At 68.2% G+C, this 18,196-nt stretch carries 16 protein-coding genes; 14 read left to right on the top strand and 2 right to left on the bottom strand.

The window, feature by feature from the left end; genetic code table 11:
- Positions 1–52: 52 nt before the first annotated feature.
- The 5 genes from G9373_RS14070 (at position 53) to G9373_RS14050 (ending at position 6,113) form a co-directional block, all read left to right on the top strand.
- Positions 53–1,465, top strand: coding sequence for an ethanolamine ammonia-lyase subunit EutB (locus tag G9373_RS14070; RefSeq protein ID WP_054245399.1), 1,413 nt, complete (start codon positions 53–55; stop codon positions 1,463–1,465).
- Positions 1,462–2,229: an ethanolamine ammonia-lyase subunit EutC gene (gene eutC / locus G9373_RS14065; RefSeq protein ID WP_061041812.1), complete on the top strand. Its 768-nt coding sequence runs from the start codon at positions 1,462–1,464 to the stop codon at positions 2,227–2,229. Before G9373_RS14070 ends, eutC begins: the two co-directional genes overlap by 4 nt.
- Before the next feature lie 78 nt (positions 2,230–2,307).
- Complete coding sequence (locus G9373_RS14060; RefSeq protein ID WP_005253815.1) at positions 2,308–2,853, top strand: hypothetical protein; 546 nt, start codon at positions 2,308–2,310, stop codon at positions 2,851–2,853.
- A 171-nt stretch (positions 2,854–3,024) separates the two neighbouring features.
- Positions 3,025–4,314, top strand: coding sequence for an MFS transporter (locus G9373_RS14055; RefSeq protein ID WP_085990299.1), 1,290 nt, complete (start codon positions 3,025–3,027; stop codon positions 4,312–4,314).
- A 161-nt stretch (positions 4,315–4,475) separates the two neighbouring features.
- Positions 4,476–6,113 carry an AMP-binding protein gene (locus tag G9373_RS14050; protein ID WP_167115531.1) on the top strand — a complete coding sequence of 546 codons (1,638 nt, stop codon included), beginning with the start codon at positions 4,476–4,478 and terminating at the stop codon, positions 6,111–6,113.
- A 110-nt stretch (positions 6,114–6,223) separates the two neighbouring features.
- On the opposite strand, the gene G9373_RS14045 is transcribed toward G9373_RS14050, so the two are convergent.
- A complete protein-coding gene (locus G9373_RS14045) occupies positions 6,224–6,808 on the bottom strand; it encodes a heme-binding protein (RefSeq protein WP_120659356.1) in 585 nt (194 codons plus the stop codon).
- Positions 6,809–6,971: 163 nt separating this feature from the next.
- Between G9373_RS14045 and G9373_RS14040 the strand changes: the two genes are divergently transcribed.
- The 3 genes from G9373_RS14040 to G9373_RS14030 all read left to right on the top strand — a co-directional run bounded on the left by G9373_RS14040 (position 6,972) and on the right by G9373_RS14030 (position 9,215).
- On the top strand, positions 6,972–8,174 hold the full coding sequence (locus G9373_RS14040) for a sensor histidine kinase (RefSeq protein ID WP_120659355.1): 1,203 nt from the start codon (positions 6,972–6,974) through the stop codon (positions 8,172–8,174).
- The gene (locus G9373_RS14035; protein ID WP_054245395.1) at positions 8,171–8,797 is read left to right on the top strand and encodes a response regulator transcription factor; all 627 of its coding nucleotides are present in this window, start codon (positions 8,171–8,173) and stop codon (positions 8,795–8,797) included. Before G9373_RS14040 ends, G9373_RS14035 begins: the two co-directional genes overlap by 4 nt.
- Positions 8,798–8,945: 148 nt before the next feature.
- Complete coding sequence (locus tag G9373_RS14030) at positions 8,946–9,215, top strand: GlsB/YeaQ/YmgE family stress response membrane protein (protein ID WP_005575191.1); 270 nt, start codon at positions 8,946–8,948, stop codon at positions 9,213–9,215.
- A gap of 107 nt (positions 9,216–9,322) precedes the next feature.
- On the opposite strand, the gene G9373_RS14025 is transcribed toward G9373_RS14030, so the two are convergent.
- Positions 9,323–9,928 (bottom strand): TetR/AcrR family transcriptional regulator, encoded by a 606-nt coding sequence (locus G9373_RS14025; RefSeq protein ID WP_005253821.1) that lies wholly within the window; start codon positions 9,926–9,928, stop codon positions 9,323–9,325.
- Between the two features lie 116 nt (positions 9,929–10,044).
- On the opposite strand from G9373_RS14025, the gene G9373_RS14020 reads away from it, so the two are divergent.
- From G9373_RS14020 to G9373_RS13995, 6 genes are read left to right on the top strand one after another with little or no spacing between them, the layout of a single operon-like run.
- Positions 10,045–11,634, top strand: coding sequence for a carboxyl transferase domain-containing protein (locus tag G9373_RS14020; protein ID WP_005253822.1), 1,590 nt, complete (start codon positions 10,045–10,047; stop codon positions 11,632–11,634).
- Between the two features lie 14 nt (positions 11,635–11,648).
- Positions 11,649–13,658, top strand: coding sequence for an acetyl/propionyl/methylcrotonyl-CoA carboxylase subunit alpha (locus tag G9373_RS14015; RefSeq protein ID WP_037203009.1), 2,010 nt, complete (start codon positions 11,649–11,651; stop codon positions 13,656–13,658).
- Complete coding sequence (locus tag G9373_RS14010) at positions 13,655–14,815, top strand: acyl-CoA dehydrogenase family protein (RefSeq protein ID WP_005253824.1); 1,161 nt, start codon at positions 13,655–13,657, stop codon at positions 14,813–14,815. The genes G9373_RS14015 and G9373_RS14010 overlap by 4 nt, the downstream gene beginning before the upstream one ends.
- Positions 14,812–15,297 (top strand): MaoC family dehydratase, encoded by a 486-nt coding sequence (locus G9373_RS14005; protein ID WP_005239560.1) that lies wholly within the window; start codon positions 14,812–14,814, stop codon positions 15,295–15,297. The genes G9373_RS14010 and G9373_RS14005 overlap by 4 nt, the downstream gene beginning before the upstream one ends.
- Positions 15,294–16,139 carry a CoA ester lyase gene (locus G9373_RS14000; protein WP_005575198.1) on the top strand — a complete coding sequence of 282 codons (846 nt, stop codon included), beginning with the start codon at positions 15,294–15,296 and terminating at the stop codon, positions 16,137–16,139. The genes G9373_RS14005 and G9373_RS14000 overlap by 4 nt, the downstream gene beginning before the upstream one ends.
- 48 nt (positions 16,140–16,187) lie before the next feature.
- Positions 16,188–18,131, top strand: coding sequence for an acetoacetate--CoA ligase (locus G9373_RS13995; RefSeq protein ID WP_167115529.1), 1,944 nt, complete (start codon positions 16,188–16,190; stop codon positions 18,129–18,131).
- Positions 18,132–18,196 lie beyond the last annotated feature (65 nt).

Raw genomic sequence — 18,196 nt, 5'->3', positions numbered from 1 at the left:
TGAAGGTCTTCATTCACATTCTGGAAGGTGGGGCACTCACCCGGGAGTCCCGATGACCACCTACAGTCACGGAGTCGCGGGAACCGGGTACACGTTCGACGGTCTCGTCGACCTGATGGCCAAGGCGACACCGCTGCGCAGCGGAGACGAACTGGCCGGGTGCGCGGCGTCCTCCGACGCCGAACGCGCCGCCGCGCAGTGGGCGCTGGCCGACGTCCCGCTCGGCACGTTTCTGAACGAACTCGTCGTTCCCTACGAGGACGACGAGGTCACGAGGCTCATCATCGACTCGCACGACCGGGTCGCGTTCGGCGAGATCTCCCATCTCACCGTCGGCGGACTGCGCGACTGGCTGCTGGACGTCGCGGCGCGAGACGGTGCGGCCGAGACGTTCCGCCGCGTCGCCCCGGGGCTCACCCCGGAGATGGTCGCGGCCGTCAGCAAGATCATGCGCAACCAGGACCTCATCGCGGTCGCGCGGGCCGTCACCGTCACCGCGGGGTTCCGGACGACGCTCGGCGTACCGGGACACCTGGGGACCCGGCTGCAGCCCAACCATCCCACCGACGACCCGCGTGGAATCGCGGCCGCCACGCTCGACGGCCTGCTGCTCGGCTGCGGTGACGCCGTGATCGGAATCAACCCGGCCACCGATTCGCCGCACGCCACGGCGGAACTGCTCCACCTGCTCGACGACATCCGTCAGCGCTTCGACATTCCGGCGCAGTCGTGCGTGCTGTCGCACGTGACCACCACGATGGGCCTGATCGAGGACGGCGTTCCCGTCGACCTCGTGTTCCAGTCCATCGCCGGAACTCAGGGCGCCAATTCCAGTTTCGGTGTGGACATTTCGCTGCTCCGTGAGGCCAACGCGGCCGGCCGGTCCCTGAAACGCGGCACCGTCGGCGACAACGTCATGTATCTCGAAACCGGTCAGGGTTCGGCGCTCAGTGCGGGCGCCCACCTCGGCACGGGTGGCAGGCCCGTCGACCAGCAGACCCTCGAGACCAGGGCGTACGCGGTGGCCCGTGATCTCGAACCGCTGCTCATCAACACGGTGGTCGGGTTCATCGGTCCGGAGTACCTGTACGACGGCAAGCAGATCATCCGGGCCGGGCTCGAGGATCACTTCTGCGGAAAGCTCCTGGGCCTGCCGATGGGTGTCGACGTCTGCTACACCAATCACGCCGAGGCCGACCAGGACGACATGGACACGCTGCTCACCCTGCTCGGGGTGGCAGGCGCGGCCTTCGTCATCGCGGTACCCGGCGCGGACGACGTCATGCTCGGGTACCAGAGTCTGTCGTTCCACGACGCGCTGTACGCACGTCAGGTGCTCGGACTCAGACCGGCACCGGAATTCGAGGACTGGATGCGCCGTCTCGGCATGGTCGACGACGCGGGACGGGTCCTGCCGGTCGACGCCGCGGCGTCGCCGCTGCGGGCGCTGACGGTGGCACGATGAGCGATCCTGTGGTGCACGACTTCTGGGCGGAACTGCGGGCCACGACGCAGGCGCGTATCGGACTCGGCCGCACCGGTGACGCCCTGCCCACGCAGCGCGTCCTCGAGTTCCGGTCGGCGCACGCCGCCGCACGGGACGCCGTCCACCAGCCGCTCGACGCGGAGGCGCTGGCCGAGCAGGTCGAGGCCGTGGGCCTGGGCAGGCCCGTGGTCGTCACGAGTCAGGCGTCGGACCGCAGCGAGTACCTGCGGCGGCCCGACCTGGGCCGCACACCGGCAGACCTGTCCGCGGTACCCGCGGGAACGGCCGAGGTGGGATTCGTCCTCGCCGACGGGTTGTCGCCCCGGGCGCTCACCGATCACGGGGTGTCCCTGCTGTCCGCACTGGTCGACGAGTTCGGCGGGACGTACTCGCTGGCGCCGCCGGTGATCGCGACCCAGGCCCGGGTGGCGCTCGGAGACCACATCGCGCAGGCACTGGGCGTGCAGACCCTCGTCCTGCTGATCGGGGAGCGGCCCGGACTGTCGGTGGCCGACAGTGTCGGCGTCTACCTCACGCACCTCCCACGTCCCGGACGCACCGACGCGGACCGGAACTGCGTGTCCAACATCCACCCACCCGAGGGGCTCGGCTACGAACTCGCAGCCCGCGTCGTGGCGGGTCTCGTGTCCGGCGCCAGGAAACTGGGCCGGTCCGGAGTGGAGTTGAAGGACACCTCCCGCGCGGATGCGCTCGCAGCCCCCTCGGAGATCCTCGAACTGTAGTCGTGTTATCTAAAGGGCGGCAGGTCCGACCGGACCTGCGGAGAACCGCCCTGGACGGGGTGTGACGAGGAGAGATCTATGGCCTTCGCTGGCAATGTGGACGAGTTGGCCCTGCTGCAGGCGGTCCGGTTGAAAGAGCAGGTCAGCGCGGCCGTTCTGGCCGAGCATCTCGGTGTGAGCGCCGCGTCCGCGCAGGCCGCCTACGACGCGCTGCTGACCCAGGGCAAGGCGCAGGAAGTGTCGGACGGCCGGATCGGGCTCACCGAGGCCGGACACTCGGAGCTCGAGGATCAGCTCGACGCCGAGCGGGTGTCCATCGACGAGGACTCCATCGCGGAGGTGTACGAGAGCTTCGTGCCGTTCCACGAGGAGTTCGTCGGACTGATCGATTCGGCCGACGCCGATCAGCTGGCCGACCTGGACCGCCGGGCGTCGGTCGTGTTCGACGACCTGTCGGCGTTCGTACCCCGGTTGTCCCGCTACCAGGACCTGTTCGCCGACGCTCTCGCGAAAGTCGCGGCGGGGGAGTCGAAGTGGATCTCGGAACCCGTGATCGACTCGTACGCCACCGTGTGGACCGAACTCCGCAAGGAGCTGCTCGGCGCGTCCGGCACCGCCGAGTGACGTGACACGCGTCACCACCCCCCTATCCGGGGGTGGTGACACAGTGAGCCGGATCACTACTTTTCCTCTCATCCGGGATACGCCCACCAGGGTGTTCCCCACGGACCACGGAGGAATCGAGTGACCACAGTCTCCAACTCGGGTGCGGGCGCCCCCCACGCCCCCACACCGGTGCGCCAGGGCGGTACCAGCGTCCGCAAGGTGGCCGTCGCCAGCGGCATCGGCACGACCATCGAGTTCTACGACTTCTTCATCTACGGCACCGCCGCAGCCCTGGTGTTCCCCACGGTGTTCTTCCCCGCGCTCGGCTCCACCGCCGGCACCGTCGCCTCCTTCGCGACCTTCGCCGTCGCGTTCGTCGCCAGGCCCGTGGGTGCCATGCTGTTCGGCCACTACGGTGACCGGATCGGACGTAAGAAGACTCTGATCTCCACGCTCATCCTGATGGGTGTCTCGACGTTCCTGATCGGCCTGCTGCCCGGTGCCGAGACGATCGGGGTCGCGGCCCCGATCCTGCTGGTGCTGCTGCGTTTCGGTCAGGGATTCGCGGTCGGCGGCGAGTGGGCGGGCGCCACGCTGCTGACGGCGGAGTACGCACCCCCGGGCAAGCGCGGCCTCTACGCGATGTTCCCGCAACTCGGCCCCGCGGTGGCCTTCATCCTCTCCAGCGCCACGTTCCTCGTCACCGGCACCCTGCTCGGCGACACCAACGAGGTCTTCCTCGAATACGGGTGGCGGATTCCCTTCCTGTTCAGTGCCGTCCTGGTCGGCATCGGCCTCTACATGCGGCTGGCGATCGAGGAGACGCCGGTGTTCCGCGCGGCCCAGCAGGCCGACCGTGCCGACGCGACCCCGCGGACCCTCCCGCTGATGGACGCCTGGCGGTACCAGACCAAGGAGATCCTCCTCTCGGCCGGCGCTCTCGCCACGCTGTTCGCGTTCTTCTACATGGGCACAGCGTTTCTCACCAGCTACGGCACCAAGACCCTCGGGTTCAGCCGCCCGTTCGTGCTGACGGTCGGGATCGCCTCGGCCGTAGTCTTCGGACTCACGATCGTCGTCTCCGCTCTGTACTCGGACCGGATCGGGCGTCGGCGGGTCATCATGATCTCCTGCGGACTGGCCGTCGTGTGGGCGCTCGCGCTGTTCCCGCTGCTCGACACGGGTTCACCTGTGGCGTTCACGATCGGCGTGATGGTCACGCTCGCCATCTTCGGAATCGCCTACGGCCCCTGCGGGGCTCTGCTTCCGGAAATGTTCCAGACGCGCTACCGCTACACCGGCGCCGGCCTCGGCTACAACCTCGCCGGCGTGCTCGGCGGCGCCGTGCCGCCGCTGATCGCCGCACCCTTGGCGTCCGCGTACGGCAGCGCCGCGATCGGCGTCATGCTCGCCGTCCTCGGCGTGGTCAGCCTACTGTGCACGAAGGCCCTGGTGGAAACGAAAGACGACGCGCTCTGACAGAGCCGGCGAGGGGTGTCCGGACTTCGCACAGATATCGGCGCCCCTCGCCGTGCAGTATGCCCTGGATCACATCAACCAAGAGTAAGTTCGACCGCGGAAGGGCCTCCGGGTCCGCCCGTCCCGTAGGTGCCCGAACGGGCTCCTGGAGAGGAAGAGTGATGACAACCCCGCTTCCCAGCTATACCAACGGCGTGTGGGACGCCCCGATGCTCGGCGACACCATCGGAGACAACTTGGACCGGACGGTGGCAGCCCACGCCGATCGTGACGCCCTGGTCGACCGGCCCTCGGGGCGGCGGTGGACGTACGCGGAGCTGAGGCGGGACGTCGACGCCGTGGCGGTGGGGTTGCTGAAGCGGGGTATCGGGAAGGGCGACCGGGTGGGGATCTGGGCGCCGAACTGCCCGGAGTGGACCCTGATCCAGTTCGCGACGGCCAAGATCGGCGCCGTGCTCGTCAACATCAACCCCGCTTACCGGGCGCACGAGTTGAAGTACGTGCTCGATCAAGCCGGTATCCGTCTGCTGGTGTCGGCGCCCGAGTTCAAGTCCTCGGACTACGCGGGCATGATCGAGGAGGTCCGGCCGCAGTGCCCCGACCTCGAGAGGGTGGTGCTCCTCGGAAGTGCCGAGTGGAGCAAGCTGGCGTCGGACGGCATGGCTGCGCACGCCGCCGACCCGTCCCTGCTGCCCGCCGCGCAGGCGGCCTTGTCCTCGGACGACCCGATCAATATCCAATACACCTCGGGGACAACCGGATTCCCCAAGGGTGCGACGCTCAGCCATCACAATATCCTGAACAACGGATACTTCGTCGGCGAGCTGTGCCACTACACGGAGAACGACCGCGTCTGCATCCCGGTGCCGTTCTACCACTGCTTCGGCATGGTCATGGGCAACCTGGCATGCACGAGTCACGGCGCGACCATGGTCATTCCGGGGCCTTCCTTCGACCCGAAAGCCACGCTGCAGGCCGTCGAAGCGGAGAAGTGCACGTCGCTGTACGGGGTGCCGACGATGTTCATCGCCGAACTCGCCGAACCGGACTTCGCATCGTTCGACCTGTCGAGCCTGCGGACCGGAATCATGGCCGGATCACCCTGCCCGGTGGAGGTGATGAAGCAGGTCATCGAACAGATGGGGATGGCCGAGGTCTCCATTTGTTACGGCATGACCGAGACGTCCCCGGTGTCGCTGCAGACCCGGTCGGACGACACGATCGATCAGCGCGTGTCGACGGTCGGCCGCGTCGGTCCGCATCTCGAGGTCAAGATCGTCGATCCGGCAACAGGATTGACCGTTCCGCGGGGCACACCGGGTGAACTCTGTACCCGGGGCTACTCGGTGATGCTCGGGTACTGGAACAACCCGGAGAAGACCGCGGAAGCAATCGACGCCGGACGGTGGATGCACACCGGCGACATCGGTGTGATGGATTCCGACGGCTACGTCGCGATCACCGGGCGGATCAAGGACATGGTCATCCGCGGCGGCGAGAACGTCTATCCCCGCGAGATCGAGGAGTTCCTGTACACGCATCCGGACATCCTCGATGCCCAGGTCATCGGGGTGCCGGACGCGAAGTACGGCGAGGAACTGATGGTGTGGGTGCGGATGAAGGACGGTGCCGAACCCCTGGACGCGGTGAAGGTGCGCGAATTCTGCACCGGCAAGCTCGCCCACTACAAGATCCCGAAGTACGTGCACGTCGTCGACGAGTTCCCGATGACCGTGACGGGCAAGGTGCGCAAGGTCGAGATGCGCGAGCAGTCCCTCGACCTGATCGGGCGCACCTGACCCGCCGCGTCACCTGGTCCGCAGCAACGTCGCGACGGGGGTGAGCGCGAGAATCTCGTTCAGTCCCTACAGCGCGCGTTCCGGTTCGGGCGTCGACACGGGGCGGCTCTTCACCCCAGCGCCCCGGCGATCGCGTCGAGCCCGGCGGCCGCGCACGCCTGATCCCGCATTCCGTCGGGAGCGCCGCCGACGCCGATACCCGCGATCGACCCGCCGGCCGACTTCACGCTCACCCCGCCGGCGAGGAACAACGTGCCGGGAAGGTCGGCGACCGTCGCGCCGTCGCCTTTGGCCCGTTCGCTCAGATCACCGGTGTTCGCGCCGAACGCGGCAGCGGTGTACGCCTTCTGGCGGGCCGCCTCCACGGTGTGCTGAGCCGCGTTGTCCCCGCGCAACATGGCCTGCACGTTGCCGGCGCGATCGACCACCGACACGGTGACGAAGCCGAGCCCGTCGGCCTGGCACTTCGCGAGCGCCGCCTGCGCGGCGGCCTGCGCAGTGCCGATACCGAGACGGTTCTGGCTCACCACGCCGTCCGCACCGTCGATCGGGGCCGGCGCAGCGGCGGCCGCGACCGGAGTGGACGCCGGACTGGCCTCGTCGGACGCGGACGTGCCGCACGCCGAGGTGGCGACGATCGCGGCGAGCGGGACGGTGATCGCCAGAATGCGGGGCAGGCGGTGGAAGGTGCGCATCGGAAGGCCTTTCGGGAAGTGACGAGCTGACCTGACCAGCCTGGCCCGGCGGTGCCGGGGACCGCATCGGGCCGACGGCGCTCCCGAACTCATCCGTCCGGCCCCGGCAGATCATCCGAACGGTTGATCCGCGACCCACGGCAGATCCGTAGGATCAATCGACGTGACGACACCCGTGGACGGAGTGGACAGGGCGGACTGCGCGGGTCTGCGCGGCCCGCTCGCTACCGCCATCCATGTGTCGTTCTACGTCCTCCTCGCGACGTCGACGGCGCGGTATCTGACCTACCACGGAGTGAGCGAGCAGTTCGTCGTCGTGGTCGCGTTGATTGCCGCGCTCGCCGCGTTGTACACGGTCACCGCCGTGGTCGCACGGCGGGAAGGCGTATGGGAACCGTGGGTGTGGCCGGTCCTGACGACGTGGGCGGTGCTCGTCTGGCTCGCGCCGAGTTTCGCCTGGTGCGCGTTTCCCATGTTCTTCCTGTGCACGAGGGCCTACCCGAGCCGGATCGCGTACCCGGTCGTCGGGGTTCTCGCCGTGCTCACGTCGCTGGCGTTCTTCACCTTCTCCGGCCGCAGCGAGTGGGCGGTGCTGGTCGGACCGCTGTGTACCGGAGCGCTGATCGTCGTGGCGTACAGCCAGATCGAGCGGGACGGCCGGGAACGGGTGCGACTGCTCCGCCAGGTGGCGGAGACCCGGTCCCGGCTCGCGGAGACCGAGCGGGAGGCGGGAATGCTCGCCGAACGCGAACGACTGGCCCGCGAGATCCACGACACCGTGACACAGGGACTGACCAGCAGCCTGCTTCGGCTCGAGGCGGCCGAGCAGATCTGGGCGCAGGCAGATCCGCGGACGGAGGCTCGGGCACGTGAGGACGTCCGCGTGGCGACCGGAACATTGCGCGAGAACCTGGCGGAAACACGCAGTCTCGTGCACCATCTCGCGGCGCCCAACCTGGAATCCCAGCCGCTCGACGCGGCACTGCTCGCTGCCGCGCGTACCCACCATCCGCGGGCGGAGCTCCGGGTCGTGGGTACTCCGATCGCGATTCCGGCGGAGGTGACGCACGCTCTGCTGCGGATCACCCAGAGCGCTGTGTCCAACATTGCCCGGCACGCGCACGCCGAGACCGTGGGTGTCACGTTGACGTATCTTCCGGACGCCGTCGCGCTCGACATCTTCGACGACGGCGCCGGTTTCGAACCCGCGCCCGCCGGAACTCGTTCGGCGCGCGGCGGATACGGCCTGCGCGCGATGCGCGGTCGCGTCGAGCAACTGGGCGGCACGTTCACCGTCGAGAGCGCACCGGGCGAGGGCACCGTGGTGGCCGCTCAGATACCGTGCGCGCGAGGAACCGTGGCATGACGACCGTGACCGTGCTGCTGGTCGACGACCACGTGGTCGTGCGCGCCGGGCTGCGAGCGCTACTCGACTCGCAGCCGGACATCGAGGTGATCGCCGAGGCGGGCACGGGGGAAGAGGCGGTCGACGCCGTGAGCACATTCCGGCCGCAGCTCGTGACGATGGATCTCGCCCTCGGCACCGGTATCGACGGGGTGGAGGCCATTCGCCGCATCCGGCAGGTCGATCGGAACCTGCCGGTGCTGGTGTTCACGACGTACGACACGGATGCCGACGTGGTGCGCGCCATCGATGCCGGTGCCATCGGATACCTCCTGAAGGATTCGACGCCCCAGGAGATCTTCGCGGCCGTGCGCGGCGCGGCCGCCGGCCAGAGTGTGCTGTCGCCGCCCGTCGCCTCGCGACTACTGCAGCAGATGCAGCGCCCCGAGGAGGCTCTCACACCGCGGGAGGCCGAACTGCTGACTCTGCTGGCCAAGGGCATGACCAACAAGGAGCTCGGCAAAGCCCTCTTCATCAGCGAGGCGACGGTCAAGACCCATCTCGCCCACATCTACGCGAAGCTCGGTGTCGACACCCGGGCCGCAGCGGTGTCCGTAGCCCTGCGACGGCAGGGCATTCGCTGAACCGAGGGGGTTCACAGCGGTACGCCGCATGAACCTTTTGGCAACGATTTGCCGAAGCCCTGTCGAACGGGTGTCCAGGTGGTTATGTTCGAGATGAGCGGTGACCTTCCGCTCGCACCATGAATTGCGTGTTGAGAGGACAAGGGCCATGGTCGGCAACATCATCGGCACCATCATCTTCGGTGCGGTCATCGGCGTTCTGGCGCGTCTCGTGATTCCGGGAAAGCAGGCGATGGGGTGGGTCATCACCGTCGTGCTCGGCATCATCGGCGCGCTGATCGGGTACTGGGTGTGGGAGGGGCTCCTCGACAAGGGAGACACCGGCGGCATCGACTGGATCCGGTGGGTCATCAGCATCGCCGTGGCGGCCGTGCTGACCCTCGGATACACCTCGATGACGAGCAAGAACAGGGTGTAGACGGCACATCGCACCGTCACGAGGAGGGCCCCGTCCGGTCAGGGCGGGGCCCTTCTGCGGCTTCGCCGCCCGTGAGTACTTGTTAACCGCGGGCGGTTAACAAGTACTCACGGGCGCAGGCAGAGAAGCGTCATGTCGCGCAGCACTTTCCGGGTGCGCGAGGGGGTGGTGGGATCGGCGCTGTGCGGGGTCGAGTTGATGAGCCCGAACGTGGCGTGCGCCTTGGTGCGGGCATCCGTCTCGTCCAGTGACGTGTCCACCTGCAGAAGCACCTTCACCCAGATCTCCACGTAGCGCCGCTGCGTCTGCCGGACCTCCCGGCGGGCCTCGGCGGGCAGGCTCTCCAGGTCCCGGTCCTGGATGCGAATGAGGTCGGGTTCCCCGAGCGCGAAGTCCAGGTGGAAGTCGATCAGACCCTCCAGGGCCGCTTCCGGGGAGGCGGCCTCCGCGACGACGAGCGACCCGCCCTCGAGCAGTCGCGTGCTGATCCCGACGAGCAGTTCGACGAGCACGGCGTCCTTGTTGGGGAAGTGCCGGTACACGGCGGGGCCGCTGATTCCCGCTGCGGAACCGAGGTCCTCGAGGCGGACGCCGAGGAAGCCCCGTTCGGCGATGAGGCGGGCGGCGGCCTCGAGCAGTTGGCGGCGACGATCCGCCTTCATCTGCTCCCGGCGCGTGATCGGCGCTTCGGCGCCGTCGACGTCTGTGGTCATCGCCTTTGCTCTTTCTCGGATGTGGTCTGGACAACTCAGTTAATCACAGTTATCTTAGATTCAGTTATCGAGTATTAACTCACTCGGCACGCGCGTCAAGACGAGAAGGCGGCAGGATGGCACTGAGCGGAACCACTGCACGGGAGGGCTACCGGGCAGAGCACACGAAATTGGTGGACGAGCTGAAGTCGAGGCTGGCCGTGGCCGCGCTCGGCGGCAGCGAAAAGTCGCGCGAGCGGCACGTCAGCCGAGGCAAGCTCCTGCCCCGCGATCGAGTGGACACGCTGCTCGACCCCGGCAGCCCGTTCCTCGAGATCTCCCCGCTCGCGGCGAACGGCCTGTACGACGACGAGTGCCCCGGAGCGGGCGTCATCGCCGGCATCGGCCGGGTGTCCGGCCGGGAATGCGTGATCGTCGCCAACGACGCGACCGTCAAGGGCGGCACCTACTACCCGATGACGGTGAAGAAGCACCTGCGGGCGCAGGAGATCGCGCTGCAGAACCAGCTGCCGTGCATCTACCTCGTCGACTCCGGCGGCGCGTTCCTGCCGCGGCAGGACGAGGTGTTCCCGGACCGCGAGCACTTCGGCCGCATCTTCTACAACCAGGCCACGATGAGCGCGCAGGGCATCCCGCAGATCGCGGCGGTCCTCGGCTCCTGCACCGCCGGCGGCGCCTACGTGCCCGCGATGAGCGACGAGGCCGTCATCGTCCGCAACCAGGGCACCATCTTCCTGGGCGGTCCGCCGCTGGTGAAGGCTGCCACCGGTGAGGTCGTGACAGCGGAGGAACTCGGCGGCGGCGACCTGCACTCGAAGGTCTCCGGCGTCACCGACCACCTCGCGGAGGACGACCAGGACGCGTTGCGGATCGTGCGGAACATCGTCGCGACCCTCGGCCCGCGTGCCGAGCGGCCGTGGGACGTGATCAGCGCCGTCCCCGCGTCGGCGCCGCAGACCGACCTCTACGACGTGGTCCCCACCGACCCGCGCACCCCGTACGACGTCCACGAGGTCATCGACCGGATCGTGGATGGCGCCGAGTTCCAGGAGTTCAAGGCGGAGTACGGCAAGACCCTGGTCACCGGTTTCGCGCACGTCGAGGGCCACCCGGTCGGCATCGTCGCCAACAACGGCGTGCTGTTCGCCGAGTCCGCGATGAAAGGCGCGCATTTCATCGAACTGTGCGACAAGCGCAAGATTCCGCTTGTGTTCCTGCAGAACATCGCCGGTTTCATGGTCGGTCGCGACTACGAGGCGGGCGGCATCGCCAAGCACGGCGCCAAGATGGTGACCGCGGTGGCGTGCGCCCGGGTTCCCAAGCTGACCGTCGTGATCGGCGGCTCCTACGGGGCGGGCAACTACTCGATGTGCGGGCGGGCGTACTCGCCTCGGTTCCTGTGGATGTGGCCGAACGCCCGGATCTCCGTGATGGGCGGAGAGCAGGCGGCGTCGGTGCTGTCGACGGTGCGCAGCGAGCAACTCGACAGCGCGGGCAACCCGTGGTCGGCCGAGGACGAAGAGGCGTTCAAGGCGCCGATCCGCGAGCAGTACGAGGCGCAGGGCAATCCGTACTACTCGACGGCCCGGCTGTGGGACGACGGCATCATCGACCCCGCCGATACCAGAACTGTTCTCGGACTGGCGCTCTCGGTGTGTGCGAACGCACCGGTCGAGCCGGTCTCCTACGGCGTTTTCCGGATGTGAGTGGAATGACTGAAATGACTCGGATAGATACCGTCCTGGTGGCCAACCGCGGCGAGATCGCGGTGCGCGTGATCCGCACACTGCGGGCCATGGGAATCCGCTCCGTCGCCGTGTTCAGCGAGGCGGACCGCGACGCGCGGCACGTCCGCGAGGCCGACACCGCGGTGCTGCTCGGTCCCGCCGCGGCGCGGGAGAGTTACCTCGTCATCGAGAAAGTGATCGCGGCGGCCCGCGCCACCGGCGCGCAGGCGATCCATCCCGGTTACGGGTTCCTGTCGGAGAACTCCAAGTTCGCCGGGGCCTGCGCGGACGCGGGGATCGCGTTCCTCGGTCCCTCCGCTCACGCCATCGAGGTGATGGGCGACAAGATCACCGCCAAGAACGCGGTGGCGAAGTTCGACGTGCCCGTCGTCCCCGGCATCGCCCGCCCCGGCCTGTCCGACGACGAACTGATCGCGGCCGCCGAGGACATCGGATACCCCGTCCTCGTCAAGCCGTCGGCAGGCGGCGGCGGCAAGGGCATGCGTCTGGTGGAGGAGCCGGGCGCACTCGCCGAGGCACTTCGCAGCGCGCGTCGTGAAGCGGCGTCGGCGTTCGGCGACGACACACTCTTCCTCGAGCGATTCGTGCTGCGGCCCCGGCACATCGAGGTGCAGATCCTCGCGGACGGACACGGGAACGTCGTCCACCTCGGCGAGCGCGAATGCAGTCTGCAGCGTCGCCACCAGAAGGTCATCGAGGAAGCGCCGTCGCCGCTGCTGGACGAGGCCACACGCGCCCGGATCGGCGAGGCCGCCTGCAACACGGCGCGCAGCGTCGACTACTCGGGAGCGGGAACGGTCGAGTTCATCGTCTCCGCCGACAAGCCCGACGAGTTCTTCTTCATGGAGATGAACACCCGGCTGCAGGTCGAGCACCCGGTCACCGAACTCGTGACGGGCCTGGACCTCGTCGAGTGGCAGGTGCGAGTGGCCTCCGGTGAGCCTCTCGGCTTCACCCAGGACGACATCACCCTCACCGGTCACGCCATCGAAGCCCGCGTCTACGCCGAGGACCCGAGTCGCGGATTCCTCCCCACCGGTGGACTCGTGGCCGACGTCGTCGAACCCGCCGGCCCCGGTGTCCGCGTCGATTCCGGACTGCAGCCCGGCACGGTGGTCGGCAGCGATTACGACCCGATGCTGGCGAAGGTCATCGCCCACGCCGACGACCGCGCCGGCGCGCTGCGGAAACTGGACCGGGCACTGGCCGGCACCGGTGTGCTGGGAGTGGTCACCAACATCGAGTTCGCGCGCTTCCTGCTCGCCGATCCCGACGTGGTGGCCGGCAACCTCGACACCGGTCTGCTCGACCGACGGCTCGAGGACTTCGCCGCGGCGGAGGCCACCGATGCCGCCCTGATCGCCGCTGCTGCTTTCCGCTGGTTGCAGCGCTGGCCCGAGCGGGCACAGGCCGATCCCTGGGACGTTCCCAGCGGCTGGCGGGTCGGGGTTCCCGCACCCACCAGCATCCGGTTGTCCTCAGCCACCCGCACCGACCACGTGCGGATCACCGGCAGTCCGGCCGAGGCCACCGCGCAGGTCGAGGACGGCGACACCCTGTCCCTGACGGCGGCGCTCGACGGAACCACCCTCTCCGTGGTGATCGACGGCAGACGCGAAACCTACCGGGTCGCCCAGACCGACGGGCACATCTGGCTCGCCGGTTCCGACGGCACGACGATGCTGCGTGAGGTCCGCGAACTCAGTGTCCGCACCGGCGACGTCCATGCCGGCGAGGCCGAGATCACCAGCCCCATGCCCGGATCCGTCATCGCCGTCGGCGCCGAGGCGGGCGCCCACGTCACCGCAGGCCAGACGCTCGTCGTGGTCGAGGCGATGAAGATGGAGCACTCGCTCACCGCCCCCGTCGACGGCGTCGTCGACATCCTCGTCGCACCCGGTGACCAGGTGATGGTCGACCAGCTGCTCGCACGAGTCACCCCGCACACCGACACCACCGACACGAAAGAAGATGCGTCATGACCGAATTCCTTGCCACCGGCCAGCTTCCCGACGAGTACCAGCAGTTGGCGAAGACCGTCGCCGATTTCGCCAAGAACGTGGTGGCACCGGTCGCGGCGGAACACGACGCCAACCACACGTTCCCGTACGAGGTGGTGTCGGGGATGGCCGACATGGGCCTGTTCGGCCTGCCGTTCCCCGAGGAGTACGGCGGAATGGGCGGCGACTACTTCGCCCTCTGCCTGGCACTCGAAGAACTGGGCAAGGTCGACCAGAGTGTCGCGATCACCCTGGAAGCCGGTGTGTCGCTGGGTGCGATGCCGATCTACCGGTTCGGCAACGAGGAGCAGAAGCAGGAGTGGCTGCCGCAGCTGACGAGCGGCAAGAGCCTGGCCGCGTTCGGGCTCACCGAGCCGGGCGCCGGAAGCGATGCCGGCGGGACGAAGACCACCGCGAAGTTTGACAGCGGCGAATGGATCATCAACGGCAACAAGCAGTTCATCACCAACTCCGGCACCGACATCACCAAGCTCGTCACCGTCACCGCGGTGACCGGTACGAAGGACGGCAAGAAGGAGATCTCCACCATCCTCGTGCCGACGTCGACGCCGGGCTTCACTGCCGAGCCGGCGTACAACAAGGTCGGCTGGAACGCCTCCGACACCCACCCGCTCACGTTCTCGGACGTGCGCGTTCCCGAGGAGAATCTGCTCGGCGAGCGTGGCCGCGGGTACGCGAACTTCCTGCGGATCCTCGACGAGGGACGCATCGCCATCGCCGCGCTCAGCGTCGGCGCCGCCCAGGGATGCGTCGACGAGTCGGTCAAGTACGCCAAGGAACGGGAGGCGTTCGGACGGCCCATCGGACACAACCAGGCCATCGCGTTCAAGATCGCCCGCATGGAGGCGCGCGCCCACACCGCGCGCACGGCGTACTACGACGCCGCCGCCCGGATGTTGTCCGGCAAGCCGTTCAAGAAGCAGGCCGCCATCGCGAAGCTCGTCGCCTCCGAGGCCGCGATGGACAACGCCCGCGACGCCACCCAGATCCACGGCGGCTACGGATTCATGAACGAGTACACCGTGGCCCGGCACTACCGCGACAGCAAGATCCTGGAGATCGGCGAGGGCACCACCGAGGTGCAGCTGATGCTGATCGCGCGGGAGGCAGGCCTGTGACCGCCACGACCGAACCGAAGCGAATCGTTCAGCGGGGTCTGTGGTTCGAGGAGTTCGAGCTGGGAGCGGTGTACGAGCACCGGCCCGGCCGGACCGTCACCGAGGCCGACAACGTCCTCTTCACGACGCAGACGATGAACACCCAGGCCCTGCACCTGGACGCCGCGTACAGCGAGAACACCCAGTTCGGTGAGCGTCTCGTCAACTCGATGTTCACCCTCTCGACGCTGGTCGGGTTGTCGGTGGCGCAACTGACGCAGGGGACCATCGTCGCGAACCTGGGGTTCTCGGAGATCAGTTTCCCGAAGCCGTTGTTCCACGGCGACACGCTGTACGCGGAGACGAAGATCGCGGACAAGCGCGAGTCGAAGAGCAGGCCCGGCGAGGGCATCGTCACCCTCGAGCACACCGGCCGCAACCAGAACGGCGACGTGGTGGCGATCGCGGTCCGCAAGACCCTCGTCCAGAAGAAGCCGTCATGAGCTGGGAACTGCCCGGGCCCGCCTGGCTGTTCTGCCCGGCCGACCGGCCCGAACGGTATGCGAAGGCGGCTGCGGCAGCCGACGTCGTGATCCTCGACCTCGAGGACGGGGTGGCGCCCGCGGACAAGGAAGCGGCGCGGGTCGCCCTGATCGACACCCCGCTGGATCCGGATCGCACGGTGGTGCGGGTCAATCCGGTCGGGACCGAGGACCACGAGCGCGATCTGCTGGCACTCGACGGCACCCGCTACACGAGGCTGATGCTGGCCAAGTGCGAGTCCGCCGACCAGGTGCTGTCGCTGGCGCCGCGTGAGGTAATTGCCCTCGTCGAGTCGCCGCTCGGTGCGCTCGCGGTGAGCGAGATCGCGCTGGCGGCGAGCACGATCGGCGTGATGTGGGGCGCCGAGGATCTCGTGGCGGCGATGGGCGGCAACTCCAGTCGCCGCGAGGACGGCAGCTACCGTGACGTCGCCACCCACGTGCGGTCGTCGACACTGCTGGCCGCCAAGGCGTATCACCGGCTCGCCCTGGATTCCGTCTATCTCGACATCAAGGACCTCGACGGGTTGCGCACCGAAGCGGTCGACGCCGTCGCCGTCGGATTCGACATCAAGGTGGGCATCCACCCCAGCCAGGTCGCGGTGATCCGGGAGGCGTACGCGCCGTCCGACGAGGACGTCGACTGGGCGACGCGGGTTCTCGCCGCTGTCGCCGACGAGCGAGGAGTCTTCGCGTTCGAGGGAAAGATGGTGGACGCACCGGTCCTGCGTCACGCCGAGGCGATTCTGCGCCGCTCCCAGGTCGAGTCGAAGGGGACAAGCACGTCCGAGTCCCCTCGGTAGGCGGCGAAAGAGCGCGGAACGGCCGCGCTCTCGGGGAAGATGGTGCCCATGACTGCCGATCCGCAATGGGTGCCCACCGAGTCCGACGTGCGCGACGCGGTCGTCACCGACTTCGCCCGGTTCGTCGCCCGGCGTCACGGCGCCCGGGTCGACGACTACCGGGCGTTGTGGCGCTGGTCGGTCGCCGATCCGGCGGCGTTCTGGCAGGACGTGTGGGACTACTTCGAGATCCGGTCCGCCACCGACCCCGGACCGGCCCTCGCGGACGGTGCGATGCCGGGCGCCGTCTGGTTCCCCGGGGCGACGCTCAGCTACGTCGACCACGTCTTCCGGAACGCCCGCCCCGGAACACCGGCGATCCTGTACGCGGGTGAGGGCGCTACCGACATCTCCGTCGGGTGGGACGAGTTGCGGTCCGCGGTGGCGGGCCTTGCCGCGACTCTCCGCGAGCACGGAGTCGGGGTCGGTGACCGGGTCGTCGGCTATCTCCCCAACATTCCCGAGGCCGTCGTCGCGTTCCTCGCGACGGCGTCGCTCGGTGCCGTATGGGCCGCGTGCGGACAGGACTACTCCGCGCCGGCCGCGCTCGATCGACTGGGTCAACTGGAACCGAAAGCGCTGATCACCGCGGACGGCTACCGGTTCGGGGGCAAGGAACACGATCGGCTCGCGGCGTCGGCCGACCTGCGCAGCGGATTGTCGTCGCCGGCTCTCACGGTGGTCGTGCCGCACCTCGATCCGGACGCCGTCGTCGACGGCACTCTCACCTGGGCGGAGGCCACCGGCCGGGACGCCGCACTCGAGCCCGTCGCCGTCCCGTTCGACCATCCGTTGTGGGTGGTGTTCTCCTCGGGAACCACGGGCCTGCCGAAGGGCATCGTGCACGGTCACGGCGGCGTTCTCCTCGAACACGTGAAGTCGCTCGCGCTCCAACTCGACATCGGCCGCGACGACACCCTCTTCTGGTACACCAGTCCCAGTTGGATGATGTGGAACTTCCAGACGGCGGGACTGCTGGTGGGGGCCACCATCGTCTGTTACGACGGGAGTCCGTCCTATCCGACGCCGGATGCGTTGTGGGCCTTGGTGTCACGCTTGGGTGTGACCGTGGTCGGCACCAGTCCCGGTTATGTTCTCGCGTGCGACAAGGCGGGGGTGGTCCCTGTACGCGAGCACGACCTGAGCACGCTCCGCGCGGTGGGGGTGACCGGGTCCACGCTGCCGGCGGCGTCGTCACTGTGGTTGTCCGAGAACGTCGGGCGCCGCGTTCCCGTCGTGTCGATCACAGGTGGGACCGACGTGGTGTCGGCGTTCGTCGGGGGAGCGCGGAGTGTGCCGGTCTGGCCGGGGGAGCTGTCCGCCCCGTGTCTGGGTGTCGCCGTCGACGCGTTCGACGAGTCGGGGCAGCCGGTGCGAGGCGAGGTGGGTGAACTGGTCGTGACGGCGCCGATGCCGTCCATGCCGGTGTCGTTCTGGAACGATCCGGACGGAAAGCGTTACCGTGAAGCATATTTCGATGTGTTTCCCGGAGTGTGGCGGCACGGCGACTGGATCACGATCACCGATCGCGGGACCGTCCTGATGCATGGAAGGTCCGATTCCACATTGAACCGCAATGGAATTCGGATGGGTAGCGCCGACATCTACCAGGTGGTGGAAAAGCTCCCGGAGGTCGCGGAGGCGCTTGTCGTCGGTGTGGATCTGGCGGACGGGGGATACTGGATGCCACTGTTCGTGGTCCTGTCGGAGGGGACGGAACTCGACGACGCGCTGAAGCAGCGTATCCGCGGAGCGATCCGTGAGCAGGCCTCTCCCCGGCACGTGCCCGACGACATCATCGAGGCCCCCGGCATCCCGCACACCCGGACCGGCAAGAAACTCGAGGTGCCTCTCAAGCGCATATTCCAGGGTGCGGACGCGGACCGCACGGTGGACCGCAGCGCCGTGGACGACCCCGACCTGCTCGACTGGTTCGCGCGGCACGGACGCTGAGCGGCGAGTCCGTCGATGTCAGTGTCGTTGGGTGACAACGGTTAGGTTAGTCTTACTTTGGTTAC

The sequence above is a fragment of the Rhodococcus sp. A14 genome (assembly GCF_011603105.1).
Taxonomy (GTDB): Bacteria; Actinomycetota; Actinomycetes; order Mycobacteriales; family Mycobacteriaceae; genus Rhodococcus_F; species Rhodococcus_F opacus.
Note: the sequence above shows the minus strand (reverse complement) of the source record. Positions and strands in the feature narration are given on the sequence as shown.